This window comes from Micromonospora musae, from assembly GCF_003626635.1.
GTDB classification, from domain to species: Bacteria; Actinomycetota; Actinomycetes; order Mycobacteriales; family Micromonosporaceae; genus Micromonospora; species Micromonospora musae.
In genome coordinates, this window is sequence record NZ_RAZT01000001.1 from 359,104 (window position 1) to 375,520 (window position 16,417).

At 74.9% G+C, this 16,417-nt stretch carries 12 protein-coding genes and 1 pseudogene; 3 read left to right on the plus strand and 10 right to left on the minus strand.

The window, feature by feature from the left end; genetic code table 11:
* Nucleotides 1-81: 81 nt before the first annotated feature.
* Nucleotides 82-2,892, plus strand: coding sequence for a wax ester/triacylglycerol synthase domain-containing protein (locus D7044_RS01705; RefSeq protein WP_120687711.1), 2,811 nt, complete (start codon nucleotides 82-84; stop codon nucleotides 2,890-2,892).
* Nucleotides 2,883-3,632, plus strand: coding sequence for an SDR family NAD(P)-dependent oxidoreductase (locus D7044_RS01710; RefSeq protein ID WP_120687712.1), 750 nt, complete (start codon nucleotides 2,883-2,885; stop codon nucleotides 3,630-3,632). The genes D7044_RS01705 and D7044_RS01710 overlap by 10 nt, the downstream gene beginning before the upstream one ends.
* Before the next feature lie 70 nt (nucleotides 3,633-3,702).
* On the opposite strand, the gene hpnH is transcribed toward D7044_RS01710, so the two are convergent.
* The 10 genes and pseudogenes from hpnH to D7044_RS01755 all read right to left on the minus strand — a co-directional run bounded on the left by hpnH (nucleotide 3,703) and on the right by D7044_RS01755 (nucleotide 15,316).
* A complete protein-coding gene (gene hpnH / locus D7044_RS01715; RefSeq protein ID WP_233563099.1) occupies nucleotides 3,703-4,704 on the minus strand; it encodes an adenosyl-hopene transferase HpnH in 1,002 nt (333 codons plus the stop codon).
* A gap of 2 nt (nucleotides 4,705-4,706) precedes the next feature.
* The gene (ispH, locus tag D7044_RS32800; protein ID WP_233564856.1) at nucleotides 4,707-5,636 is read right to left on the minus strand and encodes a 4-hydroxy-3-methylbut-2-enyl diphosphate reductase; all 930 of its coding nucleotides are present in this window, start codon (nucleotides 5,634-5,636) and stop codon (nucleotides 4,707-4,709) included.
* Between the two features lie 111 nt (nucleotides 5,637-5,747).
* A pseudogene (locus tag D7044_RS32805) lies at nucleotides 5,748-6,218 on the minus strand (phosphorylase family protein); the annotation flags it as partial.
* 47 nt (nucleotides 6,219-6,265) lie between these two features.
* Nucleotides 6,266-8,215, minus strand: coding sequence for a squalene--hopene cyclase (gene shc, locus D7044_RS01725; protein ID WP_120687714.1), 1,950 nt, complete (start codon nucleotides 8,213-8,215; stop codon nucleotides 6,266-6,268).
* On the minus strand, nucleotides 8,215-9,222 hold the full coding sequence (locus tag D7044_RS01730) for a polyprenyl synthetase family protein (protein WP_120687715.1): 1,008 nt from the start codon (nucleotides 9,220-9,222) through the stop codon (nucleotides 8,215-8,217). Before D7044_RS01730 ends, shc begins: the two co-directional genes overlap by 1 nt.
* Nucleotides 9,219-10,595: a hydroxysqualene dehydroxylase HpnE gene (gene hpnE / locus D7044_RS01735; protein WP_120687899.1), complete on the minus strand. Its 1,377-nt coding sequence runs from the start codon at nucleotides 10,593-10,595 to the stop codon at nucleotides 9,219-9,221. The genes D7044_RS01730 and hpnE overlap by 4 nt, the downstream gene beginning before the upstream one ends.
* Nucleotides 10,592-11,464, minus strand: coding sequence for a presqualene diphosphate synthase HpnD (gene hpnD / locus D7044_RS01740; protein WP_120676288.1), 873 nt, complete (start codon nucleotides 11,462-11,464; stop codon nucleotides 10,592-10,594). Before hpnD ends, hpnE begins: the two co-directional genes overlap by 4 nt.
* Nucleotides 11,461-12,318, minus strand: a complete 858-nt coding sequence (gene hpnC, locus D7044_RS01745; RefSeq protein ID WP_120687716.1) for a squalene synthase HpnC — start codon at nucleotides 12,316-12,318, stop codon at nucleotides 11,461-11,463. Before hpnC ends, hpnD begins: the two co-directional genes overlap by 4 nt.
* 43 nt (nucleotides 12,319-12,361) lie before the next feature.
* Nucleotides 12,362-14,170 (minus strand): 1-deoxy-D-xylulose-5-phosphate synthase, encoded by a 1,809-nt coding sequence (locus D7044_RS01750; protein WP_120687717.1) that lies wholly within the window; start codon nucleotides 14,168-14,170, stop codon nucleotides 12,362-12,364.
* A 273-nt stretch (nucleotides 14,171-14,443) separates the two neighbouring features.
* Entirely contained in the window at nucleotides 14,444-15,316 is an 873-nt protein-coding gene (locus D7044_RS01755) for an NAD(P)-dependent oxidoreductase (RefSeq protein WP_158609940.1), read from the minus strand.
* A gap of 204 nt (nucleotides 15,317-15,520) precedes the next feature.
* Between D7044_RS01755 and D7044_RS01760 the strand changes: the two genes are divergently transcribed.
* A complete protein-coding gene (locus tag D7044_RS01760; RefSeq protein WP_120687719.1) occupies nucleotides 15,521-16,384 on the plus strand; it encodes a hypothetical protein in 864 nt (287 codons plus the stop codon).
* Nucleotides 16,385-16,417: the final 33 nt, after the last annotated feature.

A 16,417-nucleotide genomic window follows, 5' to 3' on the forward strand; every position in this document is an offset into this window, starting at 1 on the left:
GGCGCCGGACGGGGCCGGCGAAGGTACCTGCGCATACCCGTCTTCGCGCAGGTATCGCACGCCGAGCGCGGCGGGTGCGGCGTGAGTGCCGCGGGCGGCCCGGCCGCCCGGCGCGTCCTCGTCGTCTCGGCCGACATCGGCGGCGGGCACGACGCCACCGGGCGAGCGCTGGAGGAGCGGATCCAGGCGATCTGGCCGGGCAGCCGGGTCAGCTGGGTGGACACCCTCGACGTCATGGGCGCCGGCGTGGGTCGCAGCTTCCGGCGCATCTACGTGACGAATGTGGGCGTGACGCCCTGGTTGTACGAGTTCTTCTGGGCCTCGCTGTGGCGTTTCCACTGGTTCGCCGGCACCGCCAAGTGGTTCACCGGTTCGTGGGCCGGGCGCCGGCTCGCCCCGGTCGTCGACGCCTTCGATCCGGACCTGATCGTCTCCACGTACCCGCTGGGCAGCGCCGGACTGGCGTGGCTGCGTCGCCACCGCGGGCTCGGCGTCCCGATCGGCGCGTGGATCTCCGACTTCGCGCCCCACCCCTTCTGGGTCTACCCCGAGCTCGACCTGAACCTGGTGGTGCATCGGGCGGCGGTGCCGTTCGCCGCGGTCTCCGCGTCGGGCACCACGTTGGGGGTCTGCGCGCCACCGGTGCTCGACTCGTTCCGCCCCGGCGACCGGGTGGAGGCCGCCCGCCGCTGCGACCTCGACCCGGACCGGGCCGCGGTCGTGGTCGCCTGCGGGTCGTACGGCTTCGGCGCGGTCGAGGAGGCCATCCAGGCGCTGGTCGGCGTCGGTGATCCGATCCAGGTGGTCGCCGTCTGCGGACGCAACGAGCGGCTCGCCGCCCGGCTCGAGGCGTTGAACGTCCCGGCGGGTCGGCTGGTGGTGCGGCGCTGGGTCGACGACATGCCGACGCTGTTGCAGGCCGCCCGGCTGCTGGTGACCAACGCCGGCGGGGCCACCGCGCTCGAGGCGCTGGCCACCGGAACCCCGATCGTGATGTACCGGCCGATCGCCGCGCACGGGGCCGCGAACGCGGCGCTGATGGCGGCCGCCGGACTCGCGGAGACCGCGCACACCCCGCAGACGCTCGTCGCCGGGGTCCGCACCCGGCTCCGCCAGCCGCCGCGCCCGATCGAGGTCCCACCCGACGGTCGGCTGCCGGACCTCGGCCTGCCGGCGGTCGCCGAGTCACCGGGCCCGGTACGCGTCCCCGCCGCGGCTCTCGACGGGGAGTTCGCCCTCGTCTCCGGGGCCGACGAAGGAGGTTCCCCGGGCGTCGGCTCCGCGCCGGCCGGCGGCACGGGCGACCCCGGCGCCGCGCGGGACACGCGCCCGACCGGGCCGGACGGGGACGCCCCGCAGGTCCACCACGGCCAGCCGGCGACCGCACGCCGGCCGAGTTGGCCCCTGCGCCCGCAGGACGCCTTCTTCCTGCACGTCCAGACCGCCAGCGAGGCCCAACAGATCGGGACGGTGCTGGAGCTGGGGCCCCGCGCCGAAGGGCAACCCGTCACCCGGGAGCAGTTGACCGCGCTGGTGGCCCGGCGGCTGCCGGCGATCCCGACCCTGCGCCGCCGACCGGTGGAGCGGGGCCGATGGCGCCGTCCCGGCTGGGTGATCGACCGTTTCGTCGACCCGGCCGCGCACCTGGACGAGGTACACGTGGCGGCCGGCGACGACGGGCAGGCGGCCGTGGACCGCTTCTGGTCCGAGCCGCTACCCACCGACCGGCCACCCTGGCGGATGCTGCTGGTCAGCGGCCTGCCGGACGGACACACGCGACTCGCCGTCAAGCTGCACCACTGCCTCGGCGACGGCATCTCCGTGATCGCCGTGGTGCGGCGGCTGCTGGACACCGTGGAGGCGCCACCGAGCCGCTTCCGCCGCAACGCGCCGCCCGCCGCACCCCGGGTCGCCGCCGCGAGGCAGGCCCCGGTCGGGTTCGACCAGGCGCGGGAGGCGGCCCGCCGCCTCGGCCGGACCGCACGCGGCCTGGCCCGGCTCGCCACCCGGGGGGCCGCGCCGCGCACCCCGCTCAACCGTCGGATCGACTCGCCGCGACGGCGCCTCATCAACCTGAGCCTGCCCGCCGCCGACGTGCTGCGGGCCGCCCGCGCCTGCGGCGCCCATCCGAGCGAACTGATGCTGGCGCTCGCCGCCGGTGCGCTCGGGGCGGCGCACCCGGCCCCGGTGCCGGCACGGCTGCGGGTGATGTTCGCCGTCTCCCGCGACGCGCGGCGGCGCGCGCCCACCCAGGGCAACTGGACCGGGGCGGTCGGCCTCGACCTCCCGTTGGGCCCGATGCCGGCGCCGCAGCGGGTCGCCGCGGTACGCCGGACCCTGCGCGCCGCGCTGAACAGCGGCGAAGCGGAGGCCGCGGGCATGGTGATGCGGATGATGGGCGCGCTGCCCGCACCGGTGCACGCGGCCCTGGCCCGGCGCTTCTACACCAGCCGTCGCCTCAACGTGGTCGTCTCCTACATGCCGACCTCCTTCCCGCTGAAGGTGATGGCCGAGGCCCCGGTACGAGCCGCGGCTCCCGTCGTCGCGCTCGCCGAGGACGTACACATCGGCATCGCCGTGCTGCGCAGCGGCGCGAGCTTCGAGGTCGGGGTGATCCTCAACGCCGCCTTCGTCGAGGTCGGCGACGCCACCGTCGCGGCCCTGCGGCGCGGCCTCGCCGAGCTGCTCGCCGACGCGGATGCCGGGTCGACCGGCGGCGCTCGGGCCGGTGACGGCGCGGCGGCGCACGAGGTCCCCGTCGGGGGCTCCGGGGCGGAGCGGGGCTGGCGCGAGACGATCCGAAGCGACGAGGCGAGCGGCCCGGCGACGGGTGGCCGGGTCGACCGGACGGTGTCGGGAGCCGGCCCACCCGGAGTGCCACGATGCGCCTGAACGGCGCGGTGGTGCTGGTGACCGGCGCGTCGTCGGGGATCGGGTCGGCGGTGGTGCGTCAACTCAGCCAGGCCGGAAGTCAGGTCGTCGCGGCCGGTCGTGACCCCGAGCGGCTGGACCGGCTCGCCGCGGAGACCGGCGCCACTCCCCTCGTGGCCGACCTGAGTCGCCCGAACGCCGGTCGGGAGCTGGCCGAGCGGGCCCTGGCCCGGTTCACCCGGGTGGATGTTCTCGTCAACAACGCCGGCGTCGGCTGGGCGGGGCCCTTCAACGGAATGGCCGACTCGCTCGCCGACGAGCTGCTCGCGGTGAACCTGCGGGCGCCGATGGAGCTGACCCGGGCCTTGCTGCCCGGCATGTGCCACCGCGGCGGACACCTGGTCTTCGTCGGCTCGATCGCCGGTCGGCTCGGGGTGAACGGGGAGGCCGTCTACGCGGCCACCAAGGCCGGGCTGGACGCCTTCGCGGCCAGCCTGCGGATGGAGCTCGCCTGTCGCCGGGTCGCGGTGAGCACGGTGGTCCCCGGGGTCGTGGACACCCCGTTCTTCGTACGCCGGGGACAGCCGTACCGGCGACGCCGGCCCCGCCCGCTGCCGCCGGACCGGGTCGCCGCCGCCCTCACCGAGGCGATCGCCAAGGACCGGGCCGAGGTCTACGTGCCGGGCTGGCTTCGCCTGCCGGTCGCGATCCGCGGACTGCTGCCGGCGCTGTACCGCCGGCTCGCGACCCGCTTCGGCTGAACGGTCCCGCCGGCGCCGCCGCGAGCAGGGGCGGGTGGTCCCCGCCGTGCCCGTCGCGGCGAGCGCCGGCTCAGGTGGTCGACTTGACCGCCCGGATCGACTCCTTCAGCGACGACATGGTGGCCAGCACGGCCGTCGGCTCGTATCCGCAGTGCGCCATGCAGTTCGCGCAGCGCGAGTCGCGGCCCCGGCCGTAGCTGTCCCAGTCGGTCGTCTCCAGCAGCTCCTGGTAGCTCTCGGCGTACCCGTCGGAGAGCAGGTAGCAGGGCCGCTGCCAGCCCAACAGCGAGTACGACGGGATCGCCCACGCCGTGCACGGGAAGTCCACCTTCCCCTCCAGGAAGTCCAGGAAGAGTGGCGAGTGGTTGAGTCGCCAACGGGCGCGACGACCAGCGGCGAAGGCCTTGCGGAACAGCTCCCGGGTCTCCGTGACCCCGAGGAAGTGCTCCTGGTCGGGCGCCTTCTCGTACGCGTACGCCGGGGCGAGCATCATCTCGTCGACCTTCAGGTCGTCGTTGAGGTAGTCGAGCACCTCGATGACGGTCTGCGGCGTGTCGGTGTTGAAGATGGTGGTGTTCGTGGTGACCCGGAAGCCACGACGTTTGGCGTCGCGGACCGCCTCCACCGCGACGTCGAAGACACCGTCCTTGCACACCGCCGCGTCGTGCCGTTCGCGCAGCCCGTCGATGTGCACGGTGAACGCGAAGTAGGGCGACGGCGTGAACTTCTCGATCTTCTTGGGCAGCAGCATCGCGTTGGTGCAGAGGAAGACGAACTTCTTCCGGCGCACCAGCTCGGCGACCAGCTTGTCGATCTCCGGGTGCATGAGCGGCTCCCCGCCGGCGATGGAGATCATCGGCGCGCCGCACTCCTCCACCGCGGCGAGCGCCTGCTCCACCGGCATCCGGCGCTTGAGCAGGCTCGCCGGCTGTTGGATCTTGCCGCAGCCCGCGCACTTCAGGTTGCAGGCGAACAGCGGCTCCAGTTCCAACAGCAACGGGAACCGCTCGCGCCGGCGAATCTTCTGTTCGGCCAGGTATCGCGCGATACGCAGGCTCTGACGCAACGGCATACTCACGGCTGGCGTACCTCCTTCGGCAGGGTGAAAACCACGTCCTCCACGGCTGCGGTGTGTTCGCTCACCTCCCTCGCCCCGAGTGCGGTGAGCGCGGCGACGACCTCGTCGACCAGTCCGGGCGGCGCCGACGCGCCGGCCGTGACGCCGACGGTCCGCGCGCCGGCGAGCCAGCGCAGGTCGACGTCGCTCACGTCGTCCACCAGGTGGGCCCGAGCGCCGGCGCGTTCGGCGACCTCCACCAGGCGGCGGGAGTTCGAGGAGTTCGTCGAGCCGACCACGAGCACCAGGTCGGCCCGGGCCGCCACGGCGGTGATGGCCTGTTGCCGGTTCGTGGTGGCGTAGCAGATGTCGTCGGAGCCCGGACCGACGAGCGCCGGAAAACGCCGCCGCAGCGCGTCGATGATGCCCGCCGCCTCGTCCACCGCGAGGGTGGTCTGCACCAGGTAGGACACCCGCTGCGGGTCGTCTACCTGCACCGTCTCGGCCGCGGCCGGATCCGGCACCAGCCGGATCCGGTCGGGCGCCTCCCCCAGCGTGCCGTCGGTCTCCTCGTGGCCGTCGTGCCCGATCAGCAGCACCGTGTCACCCCGTCCGGCGAACCGGCGGGCCTCGGCGTGCACCTTGGTCACCAGCGGACACGTCGCGTCGATCACCGGCAGCCGCCGGTCGACGGCCTCCTGCCGTACGGCGGGTGCCACGCCGTGCGCGGAGAAGACGGTGAGCGCCCCGTCGGGCACCTCGTCGAGCTCCTCGACGAAGATCGCCCCCTGGGCACGCAGGTCGGCCACCACCCGGGCGTTGTGCACGATCTGCTTGCGGACGTAGACGGGTGGGCCGTGCCGGCGCAGCGCCTGCTCCACCACCGCGATCGCGCGCTCCACCCCGGCGCAGAAAGACCGGGGCGAGGCCAGCAGCAGCTCGTGCATGCTGCCGGCGGCCACGGCCCACTCGGTGAGGCCGGTGGCCACCACGGGCAGCACCCGCAGCGCGGCACGGACCCGACGCAGCACCGCCGGGCGGTAGAGCGAACCGGCCGCCGTGTCGGCGACCACCCGCACGCAGGCCGTCGGGCGGCCCGTGCAGCCGGCCAGCAGCCACGCCGACTCGAGATCGGCCACGAGCGCGCCGGTCGCGGCCAGCCGCTCCCGGGCGGCCCCGTCGACCAGCCGGTCGGTGCTGACCACCGGACCGACGTGCACCCGCAGCCCGTGCCGGCGCAGCGCGGCGGCGAGCAGGTCGGCGTCGGGCATCCGCACCTCCCCCGCCGGGGCGTCGACGGCCAGCGGGTCGGCGCGTACCACGTCGGCCACCACCACGTCGCCGGTGGCGAGGTCCGGGGAGAGCGCCCCACCGATCCCGGCGACGGCGACGGGGGCCGTCCCGGCCGGACGGCGGGCCGCGACGGACCGGGCGCGGCGCGGCCCGATGCCGGTGCGGCGGAGCGTGAGCCGGTCCAGCGGGTCGCGGTCACCCAGCCCACGCCGCAGCGCCGACAGCTCCGGTCGCATGGGCGCGTAGAGCGTCCACGTGGGAGCGTCCGGGACGCTGGGGCGGATCACCGGGTCACCGTGGCCTCGAGGTCGCCGGCCCCGGTGTCCAGGATCCGGCCGAGCGCGCTGATCGGGAAGACCAGCCGGTACAGCCCGTAGTTGATGTAGAAGTCGCCGGGGAAGCCGGTGCCGGTGAAGTGCGGCTCGTCCCAGCCCCCGTCGGGTCGCTGCGTCTGCACCAGCCAGCGCACCGCGCGCAGCGCCGGCTCGCCGGTGCCGTGGCCGGCGGCGTGCAACGCCAGCAGCGCCCAGGCGGTCTGCGACGCGGTGGACTCGCCCCGACCGACCCAGGACGGGTCCCGGTAGGAGCGCAGGTCCTCGCCCCAGCCGCCGTCGGCGCCCTGGTGCGCCAGCAGCCAGTCCACCGCTCGCCGGATCGCCGGGTGCCGGCGCGGCACCCCGGCGGCCACCAGGGCGGGCACCACCGCGCCGGTGCCGTACACGTGGTTGGCGCCCCACCGCCCGAACCAGGACCCGTCCGGCTCCTGGGCGCGCAGCAGCCAGTGCACGCCGCGGCGCACCGGCAGGGTGCCGGCGTAGTTCTCGGCGACGAGCGCCTCGACGACGTGCGCGGTCACGTCCGCGCTGGGCGGGTCGGTGACCTCACCGAAGTCGCAGAACGGCAGGTCGGCGAGGAGCTTGCGGGTGTTGTCCGCGTCGAAGGCGGCCCAGCCGCCGTCGCGGCACTGCATGCCGAGCATCCATCGGGTCGCGCGCAGCACAGCGGGCTCGACCGGCACGCCGGTACGCCGCAGCGCCATGATCACTTCAGCGGTGTCGTCGGTGTCGGCGTACCCGTCGTTGTGGAACTCGAAGGCCCACCCGCCGGGCGGGGTGTTCGGCCGGCGTACCGCCCAGTCGCCGCGTACCCGGATCTCCTCGTCCAGCATCCACCGGCCGGCCCGCTCCAGCGCGGGATGCCCGGCGGGCAGGCCGGCGTCGGCCAGCGCCGTGACGGCGAGCGCGGTGTCCCACACCGGCGACTGGCAGGCCTCCAGCCAGCGCACCGGCCCGTCCGGGGTGCGGGTGCGGATCGTGAACCGCTCCAGACCCTCCAGTCCGGCGCGCAGCACCGGGTGGTCCAGCGGGTAGCCGAGCAGGTTCAACGCCATCAGCGAGTAGACCCAGGGCGGTTGGATGCCGCCCCACGAGCCGTCGGCCTCCTGCCGCGCCACGATCCACTCGGCGGCCCGGCGCAGGGCGTGCCGGCGCACCGGCCCGCGGGCGATCCGCTCGTAGGAGCCGGCGAGACGGTCCAGCCGGTGCAGCAGTCCGGGGCGGGTGCCGAGTCGGGGCGGTCGCGGGGGCGGGGCCGAGGTACGCAGCTCGTCCACGCCGAAGCCGAGCGAGCGCACCGGACGCAGGGCCCGGACGATGGAGAGCGGAACGATCGTCTGCCGCGCCCAGCAGGCGAAGTCGTAGACGTTGAATGGCATCCAGGACGGCAGCAGCACCAGCTCCGGTGGGACGGCCGGCAGCCGCGACCACGGCCAGTGACCGAACATGGCGAGCCAGAAGCGGGTGAAGACGCGGCTGGCCGCCAGCCCGCCGTGGGCCCGGACGAACGCGGCGGCCGCCGCCATGTGCGACGCCTCCACCGTGTCCCCCGCGAGGCGCAGCGCCACGTACGCCTCGATCGTCGTGGAGAGGTCACCCGGACCGCCGTGGAAGGTCGCCCAGGAGCCGTCGGGAAGCTGCTGGGAACGGATCCAGCGGGCCGTCTCGTCGGTCTGCTCCGCGGTACGGATGCCGAGGAACTGCCGCAGCATCAGATCCTCGGCATCCATGGTGACGTTGGTGGCGAGGTCGCCCTTCCACCAGCCCTCGTCGTCCTGGAGTCCGAGCAGGTGCTCCCGGGCGCGGCGCAGCGCCTCCCGGGCAGCGTCGAGCGGGTCGGGGCCGGCGGGTGGCCCCGGGTCGACGGTGGCGGTCTTCGCGGAGAGCAGCTCGGTCATCAGTGGTCCCGTCCGGTGATGAAGTCGGCCACCTCGGTCAGCTCGGCCCGTACGTCCTCGGGCAGCGACAGGGCGTCGAGTTCGGCGCGGGCCGCCTCGGTCTCCTGCCAGGCCCGCTGCTGGGTCCACTCGCGGGCGCCGGTCGCCTCGACCAGCTCCGTGGCCCGGGCGACGTCCGCGTCGGTGAGCGCCGCCGGCGAGCGGTACAGGTCGGCGAGGGCCAGCGCGGCGGGGTCGCCGCCGGAGAGCGCCCGGACGACCGGGACGCTGCGCTTGCGGGCGCGCAGGTCCGAGCCGACCGGCTTGCCGGTGCGGCGCGGGTCGCCCCAGATGCCGAGCACGTCGTCCACGAGCTGGAAGGCGAGACCGAGGTGGAAACCGAACCGGGACAGCCCGTCGACCAGTCCGGGCGGGCCGCCGCAGAGCAGCGCCCCGAGCGCGCACGACCCGGCCAGCAGGGAGGCGGTCTTGTCGCCGACCATGGTCAGGCACTCGTCGAGGGTGATGTCGTCGCGCCGTTCGAAGCTGAGGTCGGCCATCTGTCCGGCGATCAGCGCGCGGACGTCCCGGGCGAGCCGCCGCGCGGCGGGCTCACCTCCGGCCACCTCGATCAGCGCCTCGTAGGCCAGCCCGATGAGCGCGTCCCCGGCGAGGATCGCCGGGCCGACGCCGAAGACCGTCCAGGCGGTGGGCCGGTGGCGGCGTTCGGTGTCGCCGTCCATCACGTCGTCGTGCAGCAGCGAGAAGTTGTGCGCGAGCTCGACCGCCGCGGCCGCCGGCACACCCGCCTCCGGGGTGGCCCCCGCGGCCCGCGCCGACACCAGCGCCAGCGCCGGACGCAGGCCCTTGCCCTGGCTGGCCGCCGGCGACCCGTCGGCGTCCCAGTAACCGAGCTGGTAGCCGGCGACCAGCCGGCTGCCCGGGTCCAGACGGTCCAGCAGCGCCCGGATCGCCGGCTCCACGTACGTCTGGATCTGGTCGGTGCTGCGGCTGCGTACAACGGTCATCGTGCGGCCTCCGTATGGTGTCGGGGCCGGGACGCGAGCTGTCGGGCGAGGATGTCGGCGGCCGTCTCGCCGCTGCGCACCGCGCCCTCCATCGTGTCCGGCCATCCGGTGTCGGTCCATGCGCCCGCCAGTACCAGTCCGGGCAGGCGGGTGTCCGCCGCGGGCCGGTACGCGCGGGTGCCGGGAGTCTGCCGGAAGGTGGCTCGCGGTTCCCGGGTGACGAACGCGTCGCGTACCGGGGTGCGCCGCGCGGCGGGGAGGAGTTCGGCGAGCGCCTCGCGTTGGGCGGCCACCAGCTCGGCGGAGGGGCGGTCGATCTCGGCGTCGGCGGCCGAGAGTGAGACCACGAGGTGCTGCTCGTCGCCGGCGTCCGGGCTCGACCGGTCGAAGATCCACTGTGCCGGCGACTCCACTGCGGCGGCCATGGTCAGCCGGGTCACCCGGTGCGCGTAGCGCAGGTGCACGTTGACGATGGGCGCGGCGCCGAGACGGTTCCACTCGGCGGCGGCCGGGGCGGCGGCCGGTGGGACCAACGCGGCGGCGATGTGGTGCGGCACGGCGAGCACGACGCCGTCGACGGCGAGCTCGCCGCCGTCCACGCCGAGCCGGAACCCGGCCGGCTCCGGGTGGATCCACCGCACCCGGGAACGTAGGCGTACCCGGGCGCCGAGCCCGTCCAGGACCCGCCGGGCGGCGACGGAGTGCAGCTCGGTCAGGGGAACCAGGGGGCGGCCGATGTCACCGGCGTCGGCGGTCTCCAGCAGGCCGGTGCGGAAGACCCGGGCGGCGAGCGCCAGCGACGCCTGCGTGCTGGGCACGTTGAGGGCGGCCACGGTGATCAGGTCCCAGAGCCGGCGCGCCAGCCGTGGTGTCTGGCCGTGGGCGGCGAGCCAGTCGCCGAAGCTGTGCCGGTCGGTGCCCGGCGAGTCCGGATCGACGTGGCGCAGCGCGGCGCAGGCCCGTACGGCGGCGAGCCGTTCGGCGGGGCTGAGCAGCCGGTAGCCGGCCAGGGCGGGCAGCAGGTGCGCGGGCGCGGGCAGGTTGCGCCGGGACAGCACGTGCGGCGCGTGTCCCGGCAGCAGCACCGGCACCTCGAACCGGCGCTGCAGCTGGGTGCCGGCGGTGGTGCCGAGCCGTTCCAGCAGATCCCGGTAGGCGTGGTAGCAGCGCAGGAAGACATGCTGGCCGGTATCGACGGTCAGCCCCTCGCGGCGGAACGAGTAGGTGGCGCCGCCGAGTTCGGCGCGGCTCTCCAGCAGGGTCACCGGCAGGCCGAGGTCGGCGAGGCGGATCGCCGCGGTGATTCCGGCCAGCCCACCGCCGACGACGCACACCCCGCCGCTCTCCGGCGGCGTCCCGAGCTGCCCGGTCATCCGGTGCGCCCGACGAGTGCGCGCGCGGCCACCCACGCCTTCTCCCGACCGGGCAGCGACACCCGGGTACGGGTGACCGCGAGCGGGTCGGCGGCGATCCGGGCGAGCAGGCGACGGTAGATGCCGGCCATGGCCGCGGTGCAGGCGGCGCTGCGCCGGTCGAGCAGCGGCAGGAGCCGCAGCCCGTCGTCGTACCAGCGGGCGGCGCGGGCCGCCTCGAAGCGGACCAGCTCCGCCAGTCGCTCCGGCGGGTCGGTGAACCCGGTGCCGCCCAGCTCCAGCGTGCAGCCGAACCGGCGCAGGTCCTCGGCAGGCAGGTAGATCCGCCCGTGGGCGCGGTCCTCCACCAGGTCGCGCAGGATGTTGGTCAACTGAAGGGCGACGCCGAGCGCGTCGGCCAGTCGGGCCGCCGGCTCCGGCTGGGCGGCGCCGAAGACGCCGAGCGACAGCCGGCCGATCGAGCCGGCCACGCAGCGGCAGTACCAGACCAGACCGTCGAAGGTGTCGTACCGGCGGCCGACGACGTCCGCCACGCATCCGTCGATCAGCTCGTCGAAGGCGGCGAGGGGGATCGGCATGCGGGTCGCGGCGTGCCCGAGCGCGGTGAGCACCGGGTCTCCGCCGCGGTCGGTGGGGAGCCGGCGCAGCGCGGCCCGGGTCTCCGCCAGCTGGTAGAGCTTCTCGTCCCGGGGCAGGTCACCGTCGCCGAGGTCGTCGATGCGCCGGGCGGCGGCGTAGATGGCGGAGAGCGCCCGACGCTTCACCGGGGGCAGCAGCCGGATGCCGTACGCGAAGTTGGCCGCCTGGCTGCGGGTGATCTCCTCGCAGCGACGGTAGGCGTCCTCGACGGCGCTGGTCGTCGCGGTCATCCGGCGCTCCGTACGGTGGCGGCCAGCCAGCGGCGCAGCACCCGCCGGCGGTGCGGGCGGACCGCGTCGCGCAGCGGGTCGTGGTCGGCGGCCGCGAGCGCGTCGAGGGTGGCCCGGCCGCCGGCCAGGTACCCGCCGACGGCGAGGCGGGCCCAGCCGTGCAGCGCGGACACCAGTGGGGCGCCGGCGTCGAGCCAGGCGCGGGCCCGCTCCGCCTCGAAGGCGACAAGCTCGCGGAGCGGCCGGCTCGCGGCCGGACGGGTGAGGTCCTCCTCGGTCACACCGAAGCGCTCCATGTCCTCCCCCGGCAGGTACACGCGGCCGCGCCGGTGGTCCTCGGCGACGTCCTGAAGGTGCTCGACGATCTGCAGGGCGGTGCAGACCCGGTCGGAGAGTTCGCGTTGCGCCCGCCCGGCCTGCCCGAACACGTGCAGCACCAGCTCCCCCACCGGGTTGGCGGAGAGCGTGCAGTACTCGACGAGCTGCGCGAACGTGGCGTACCGGGTGACCCGCTGGTCGACCCGGTTCGCCTCGATGAGCCGGATCAAAGCGTCGACGGGCAGCCGGCAGCCGGTGATGGTGGGCGCGAGGGCGCGTACCACCGGGTGGTTCACCGCCCGGCCGGTGTCCAGGGCGCGCAGCTCTGCCTCGATCCGGTCCAGTTCGGCGGTCGGGTCCACCCCCGGCGCCTGCGGCTCGTCGCCGAGGTCGTCGACGTGGCGGGCGTACCCGTAGACGGCCAGCAGGTGGCGGCGGTACCGGTCCGGCAGCACCCGCAGCGCGACCGGGAAGTTCTCCTCCGCCCGGGCCTGGGCGAGCCGGTGCACGGCGGGCACGACGACCTGCTGACTCATCCCTGGTCTCCTCTCTCTCGGGCGGGGGTCCGGCGGTGGCGGGTCATCCGTGCAGTGCGGTCAGCGACGACTGCGACCGGTCCCGCGGGTCGAGGCCGGCGGGCAGGGTCGAGATCTGGTGCAGGACGGCGGCGCAGATGCCGGACGGGTCGAGGCCGTGCTCGGCGAGCAGCCCGGCGCGCTCGCCGTGGGGAATGAAGGACGTCGGCAGGCCGAGGGCCCGTACCGGGGCGCCGACCCCCGCGTCGGCCAGGGCCAGCGCGACGCTGCTGCCGACGCCGCCGTCCCGGATTCCGTCCTCGACGGTGACGACCAGCGCGTGCTCGTCGGCGAGGGCGGTCAAGGCCGCGTTCACCGGGCGCACCCAGCGGGGGTCCACCACCGTGCACTCGACGCCCGCCTCGGCGAGCAGGTCGGCGGCGCGCAGGGTGGACGCGGCCATCGCTCCGACGGCGACCAGCAGGACGGGCGCGGCGGTGGCGGTGCGCAGCACGTCCACTCCGCCGCTGCGGTAGAGGGCGGGGATCTCGTCGTCTACGCGGGCCTTCGGGAAGCGCAGCAGGGTGGGTCCGTCCTGGTGGGCGACGGCCTCCCGCAGCTCCTCACGCAGCGTCGTCTCGTCGCGGGGTGCGGCGACCCGCAGCCCCGGCACGGCGCCGAGCAGCGCGAGGTCCCACATGCCGTGGTGGCTGGGGCCGTCCGGGCCGGTGATGCCCGCCCGGTCGAGCACCAGGGTGACCGGCAGCCGGTGCAGGGCCACGTCGAGCAGGACCTGGTCGACGGCGCGGTTGAGGAAGGTGGCGTAGATCGCCACGACGGGGTGCTTGCCGCCGAAGGCGAGCCCGGCCGCCGAGGTGACGGCGTGCTGCTCGGCGATTCCGACGTCGACGGTGCGGTCGGGGTAGCGCTCGCCGAAGGCGGCCAGCCCGGTGGGGCCGAGCATCGCCGCGGAGACGGCGACCACGTCGGGGTTGCTCGCGCCGATGGCGACGAGTTCGTCGGAGAGGGCGTCGGTCCAGGTGCGGCCCGGCGTGCTCGCCGGTCGGCCGGTGAGCGGGTCGATCACTCCGACGGAGTGCAGGCGGTCGGCCTCGTCGGTCTCGCTGGGTCGGTGCCCGTACCCCTTGCGGGTGACGCAGTGGACCACGACCGACTGGTCGGCGGCGCGGGCCTTCTGCAGGGCGGCTTCGACCTGGTGCACGTCGTGGCCGTCGATCGGGCCGAGGTAGCTGAGGCCGAGCGACTCGAACAGGCCCGGTCCGGCCTCGCCTCCGTGTCGTCCGCCGAGGTGGTCGGCGAGACCGCCGACGGTCGGGGCGTACGAGCGGCCGTTGTCGTTGAGTACGACCACCACCCGGCCCGGCGACGTGGCGAGGTTGTTCAGCGCCTCCCAGGCGAGTCCGCCGGTGAGGGCGCCGTCGCCGATGACGGCCACCACGGCCCGTTCGGTGCGGTCGAGGGCGTACGCGCGGGCCAGCCCTTCGGCGTACGAGAGGGCGGTCGAGGCGTGTGAGTTCTCCACCAGGTCGTGCGGGGATTCGGCGCGCCGGGGGTAGCCGGAGAGGCCGCCGCGACCGCGCAGTCCGGTGAAGCGGTCCCGTCGGCCGGTGACCAGCTTGTGGACGTAGGACTGGTGTCCGGTGTCGAAGATGATCCGGTCGCGCGGGGAGCGGAAGACCCGGTGCAGGGCCAGGGTCAGCTCGACCACGCCGAGGTTGGGTCCGAGGTGACCGCCCCGCCGGCAGACCGCGTCCACGAGGAACGCCCGGATCTCGGTGGCGAGCAGCCGGAGCTGGTCGCCGGTGAGCCGGTCGAGGTCTGCGGGCTCGTTGACATCGTCAAGCAGGGACATCATCTCTCCGTCCGGGCACGCGACTCCGCGGCGACACCGTCTGGCGCACCGGCCGACGGGGTGGCCGTCGGCGTGGGTCGTGCTGCGACGCTCGTCCACCGCACTTCACGGTCTGCGGTGGCCCGCGCCGCGGGTGCTGCGGTTAGGGCCAGGGACAACGGGCCGCTTCGAACCTGCGCAAAATCACCTTAACCCTACGGATCTGACCTACCGCCTGAAATCAGTTCGAATACCTCGACCAAGCGGGGCGGCCCCCGGGTCGGCGGCGCCGGTTCAGCGCTCGATCGCGCGGGTGACCACCGTGAGATCCTCATCGCCGAGACCCTGCTCCACCACCTGCTGCCACCAGGCGGCCAGGCGTTCGGCCACGGTCAGCCGCGCCACCTCGTCGACGTCGGCCAACGCGAGCCGCACGTCCTTGAGCGCCAGCCGGAGCGGGTACTGCGGCGAGTAGTCGTCGCGGCCGATCCGCTCCAGCTTCTCGCTCGCCCACGGGGCGACGACGGGATTACCGCGGAGCGCGTCGATCAACACCGCCCGGTCCAGCCCGAACGCCCGGCCGAGCGCGAGCGACTCGGCGATGCCCTCGTTGACGAAGGCGAGCAGCAGGTTGGTCACCAGCTTCATCCGCGAACCCGCGCCGACCGGCCCGAGCCAGACGGTACGCTGCCCCACCGCGTCGAAGACCGGGGCGACCCGGTCCCGGACCTCCTCGGGGCCGGAGGCGAACACGGCCAGCTTTCCCTGCTCGGCCGGGCCCCGGCTGCCGGACACCGGGGCGTCCAGGAGGACGACCCCGGGACGTTCCTCGGCCACCAGGGCGGCGATCCGTTCGGTGCCCGCCACCCCGATGGTGCTCATCTGCGCCCAGATCGCGCCGTCCGGCAGCGCCGCGAGCATGCCCCGGTCGGTGGCGATCGAGAGCACCGCGTCCGTGTCGGTGACCATCGTGACCACGATGTCCGCGTCCCGGACCGCGTCCGGCGGAGTGTCGGCGACCTGCGCCCCCTGCCCGCCGAGGGCCCGGGCCGGCTCCGGGCTACGGTTCCAGACGGTGGTGGGCAGGCCGGCGTGGAGGATCCGGGTGGCCATCAGCCGGCCCATTCCGCCCAGTCCGAGTACGGCCACCCGCTGCGTCTGCGCCATTTCGCACACCTCCCCCGGCAGCGTACGGGCGGTGACCTGCGGTGATGGCGGGAACGCCGAGGCTGCGCCCGCCGCCCGCGACCCGCCGTTGGTGGTGAATTGGCGACGCGTCGGGTCGCCGCCAGACGCACGCGCGGACCTAGAATCGACGCTGATCATTCGCGGCGCCGGGCCGCGGGTGCCACGGCGAAGGCGGTGCGGGCCATGCAGCCGGACGAGCTGACCGCGTTGTTCGAACGGGCGCGGACCCTGTCGCAGCAGCAGCACACCTGGGCCGAGGCGGATCGGGTGTGGGGCGAGGTGATCGACGCCTACCGGGCCGCGCTGCGGAGCTCCGGGCCGGTGAACCGCCGCGACCAGCAGCAGCTGGCCCGGGCGCTGTGGCGACGCGGCATGCTGGCCGCCGCCCGGGGAGACCTGACCGCGAGCACGACGCTCGGCCAGGAGGCCGTCGTCGCCTTCGCCGAGGTCCACGACGCGGTGCGGCGAGAGGAGCCGAGTGCGACCGGCCCGCGCCGGGATGAGGCCCTCGCGGAGATGATCGTCGCCCTGCTGGATCTCGGAGAGAGCGCCTTCGCCGCCGGCCAGCCCGCGACCCGCCTCGCCCTGATCGGTCGGGCGCTGGAGGTGGGACTGCACACGGCCGGCCCACCGCCCGGAGCGGGACCGAAGACCCGCGAGGCGATGGGCACCGCCTACCACAATCACGCGAACGCGCTGGTGCACCGCGCCCTCACCGGCGATCCGACCGGCGACGACGCGCGGGAGGCGGCGCTCGCCGCGTCCCGGGCCGCCGAGCTGCGCCAGGCTCTCGCCGACCCGAGCCGCCCCCTGAGCATGTGGGAGCTGGCGAACACGTACGCGGTCTACGCGCAGTGCCTGGCGCTCATCGGCGACTTCGATCGAGCCCGGACGGTGCTGCAGTTGGGTACGGAGCTGGCGAACCTTCTCGGCCCGGCCGGGGTGGAGATCGTCGCGAAGCTGCGGGTGGCGGCCGACATGGTGCAGTTGCGACAGCCGGAGGCGGCCGACGGCGAGCGACGCCGATGGGGTTGGCGACGGCGCTGACCGGCGACCGTGGCGCACCGCCCGAGCCCGAGG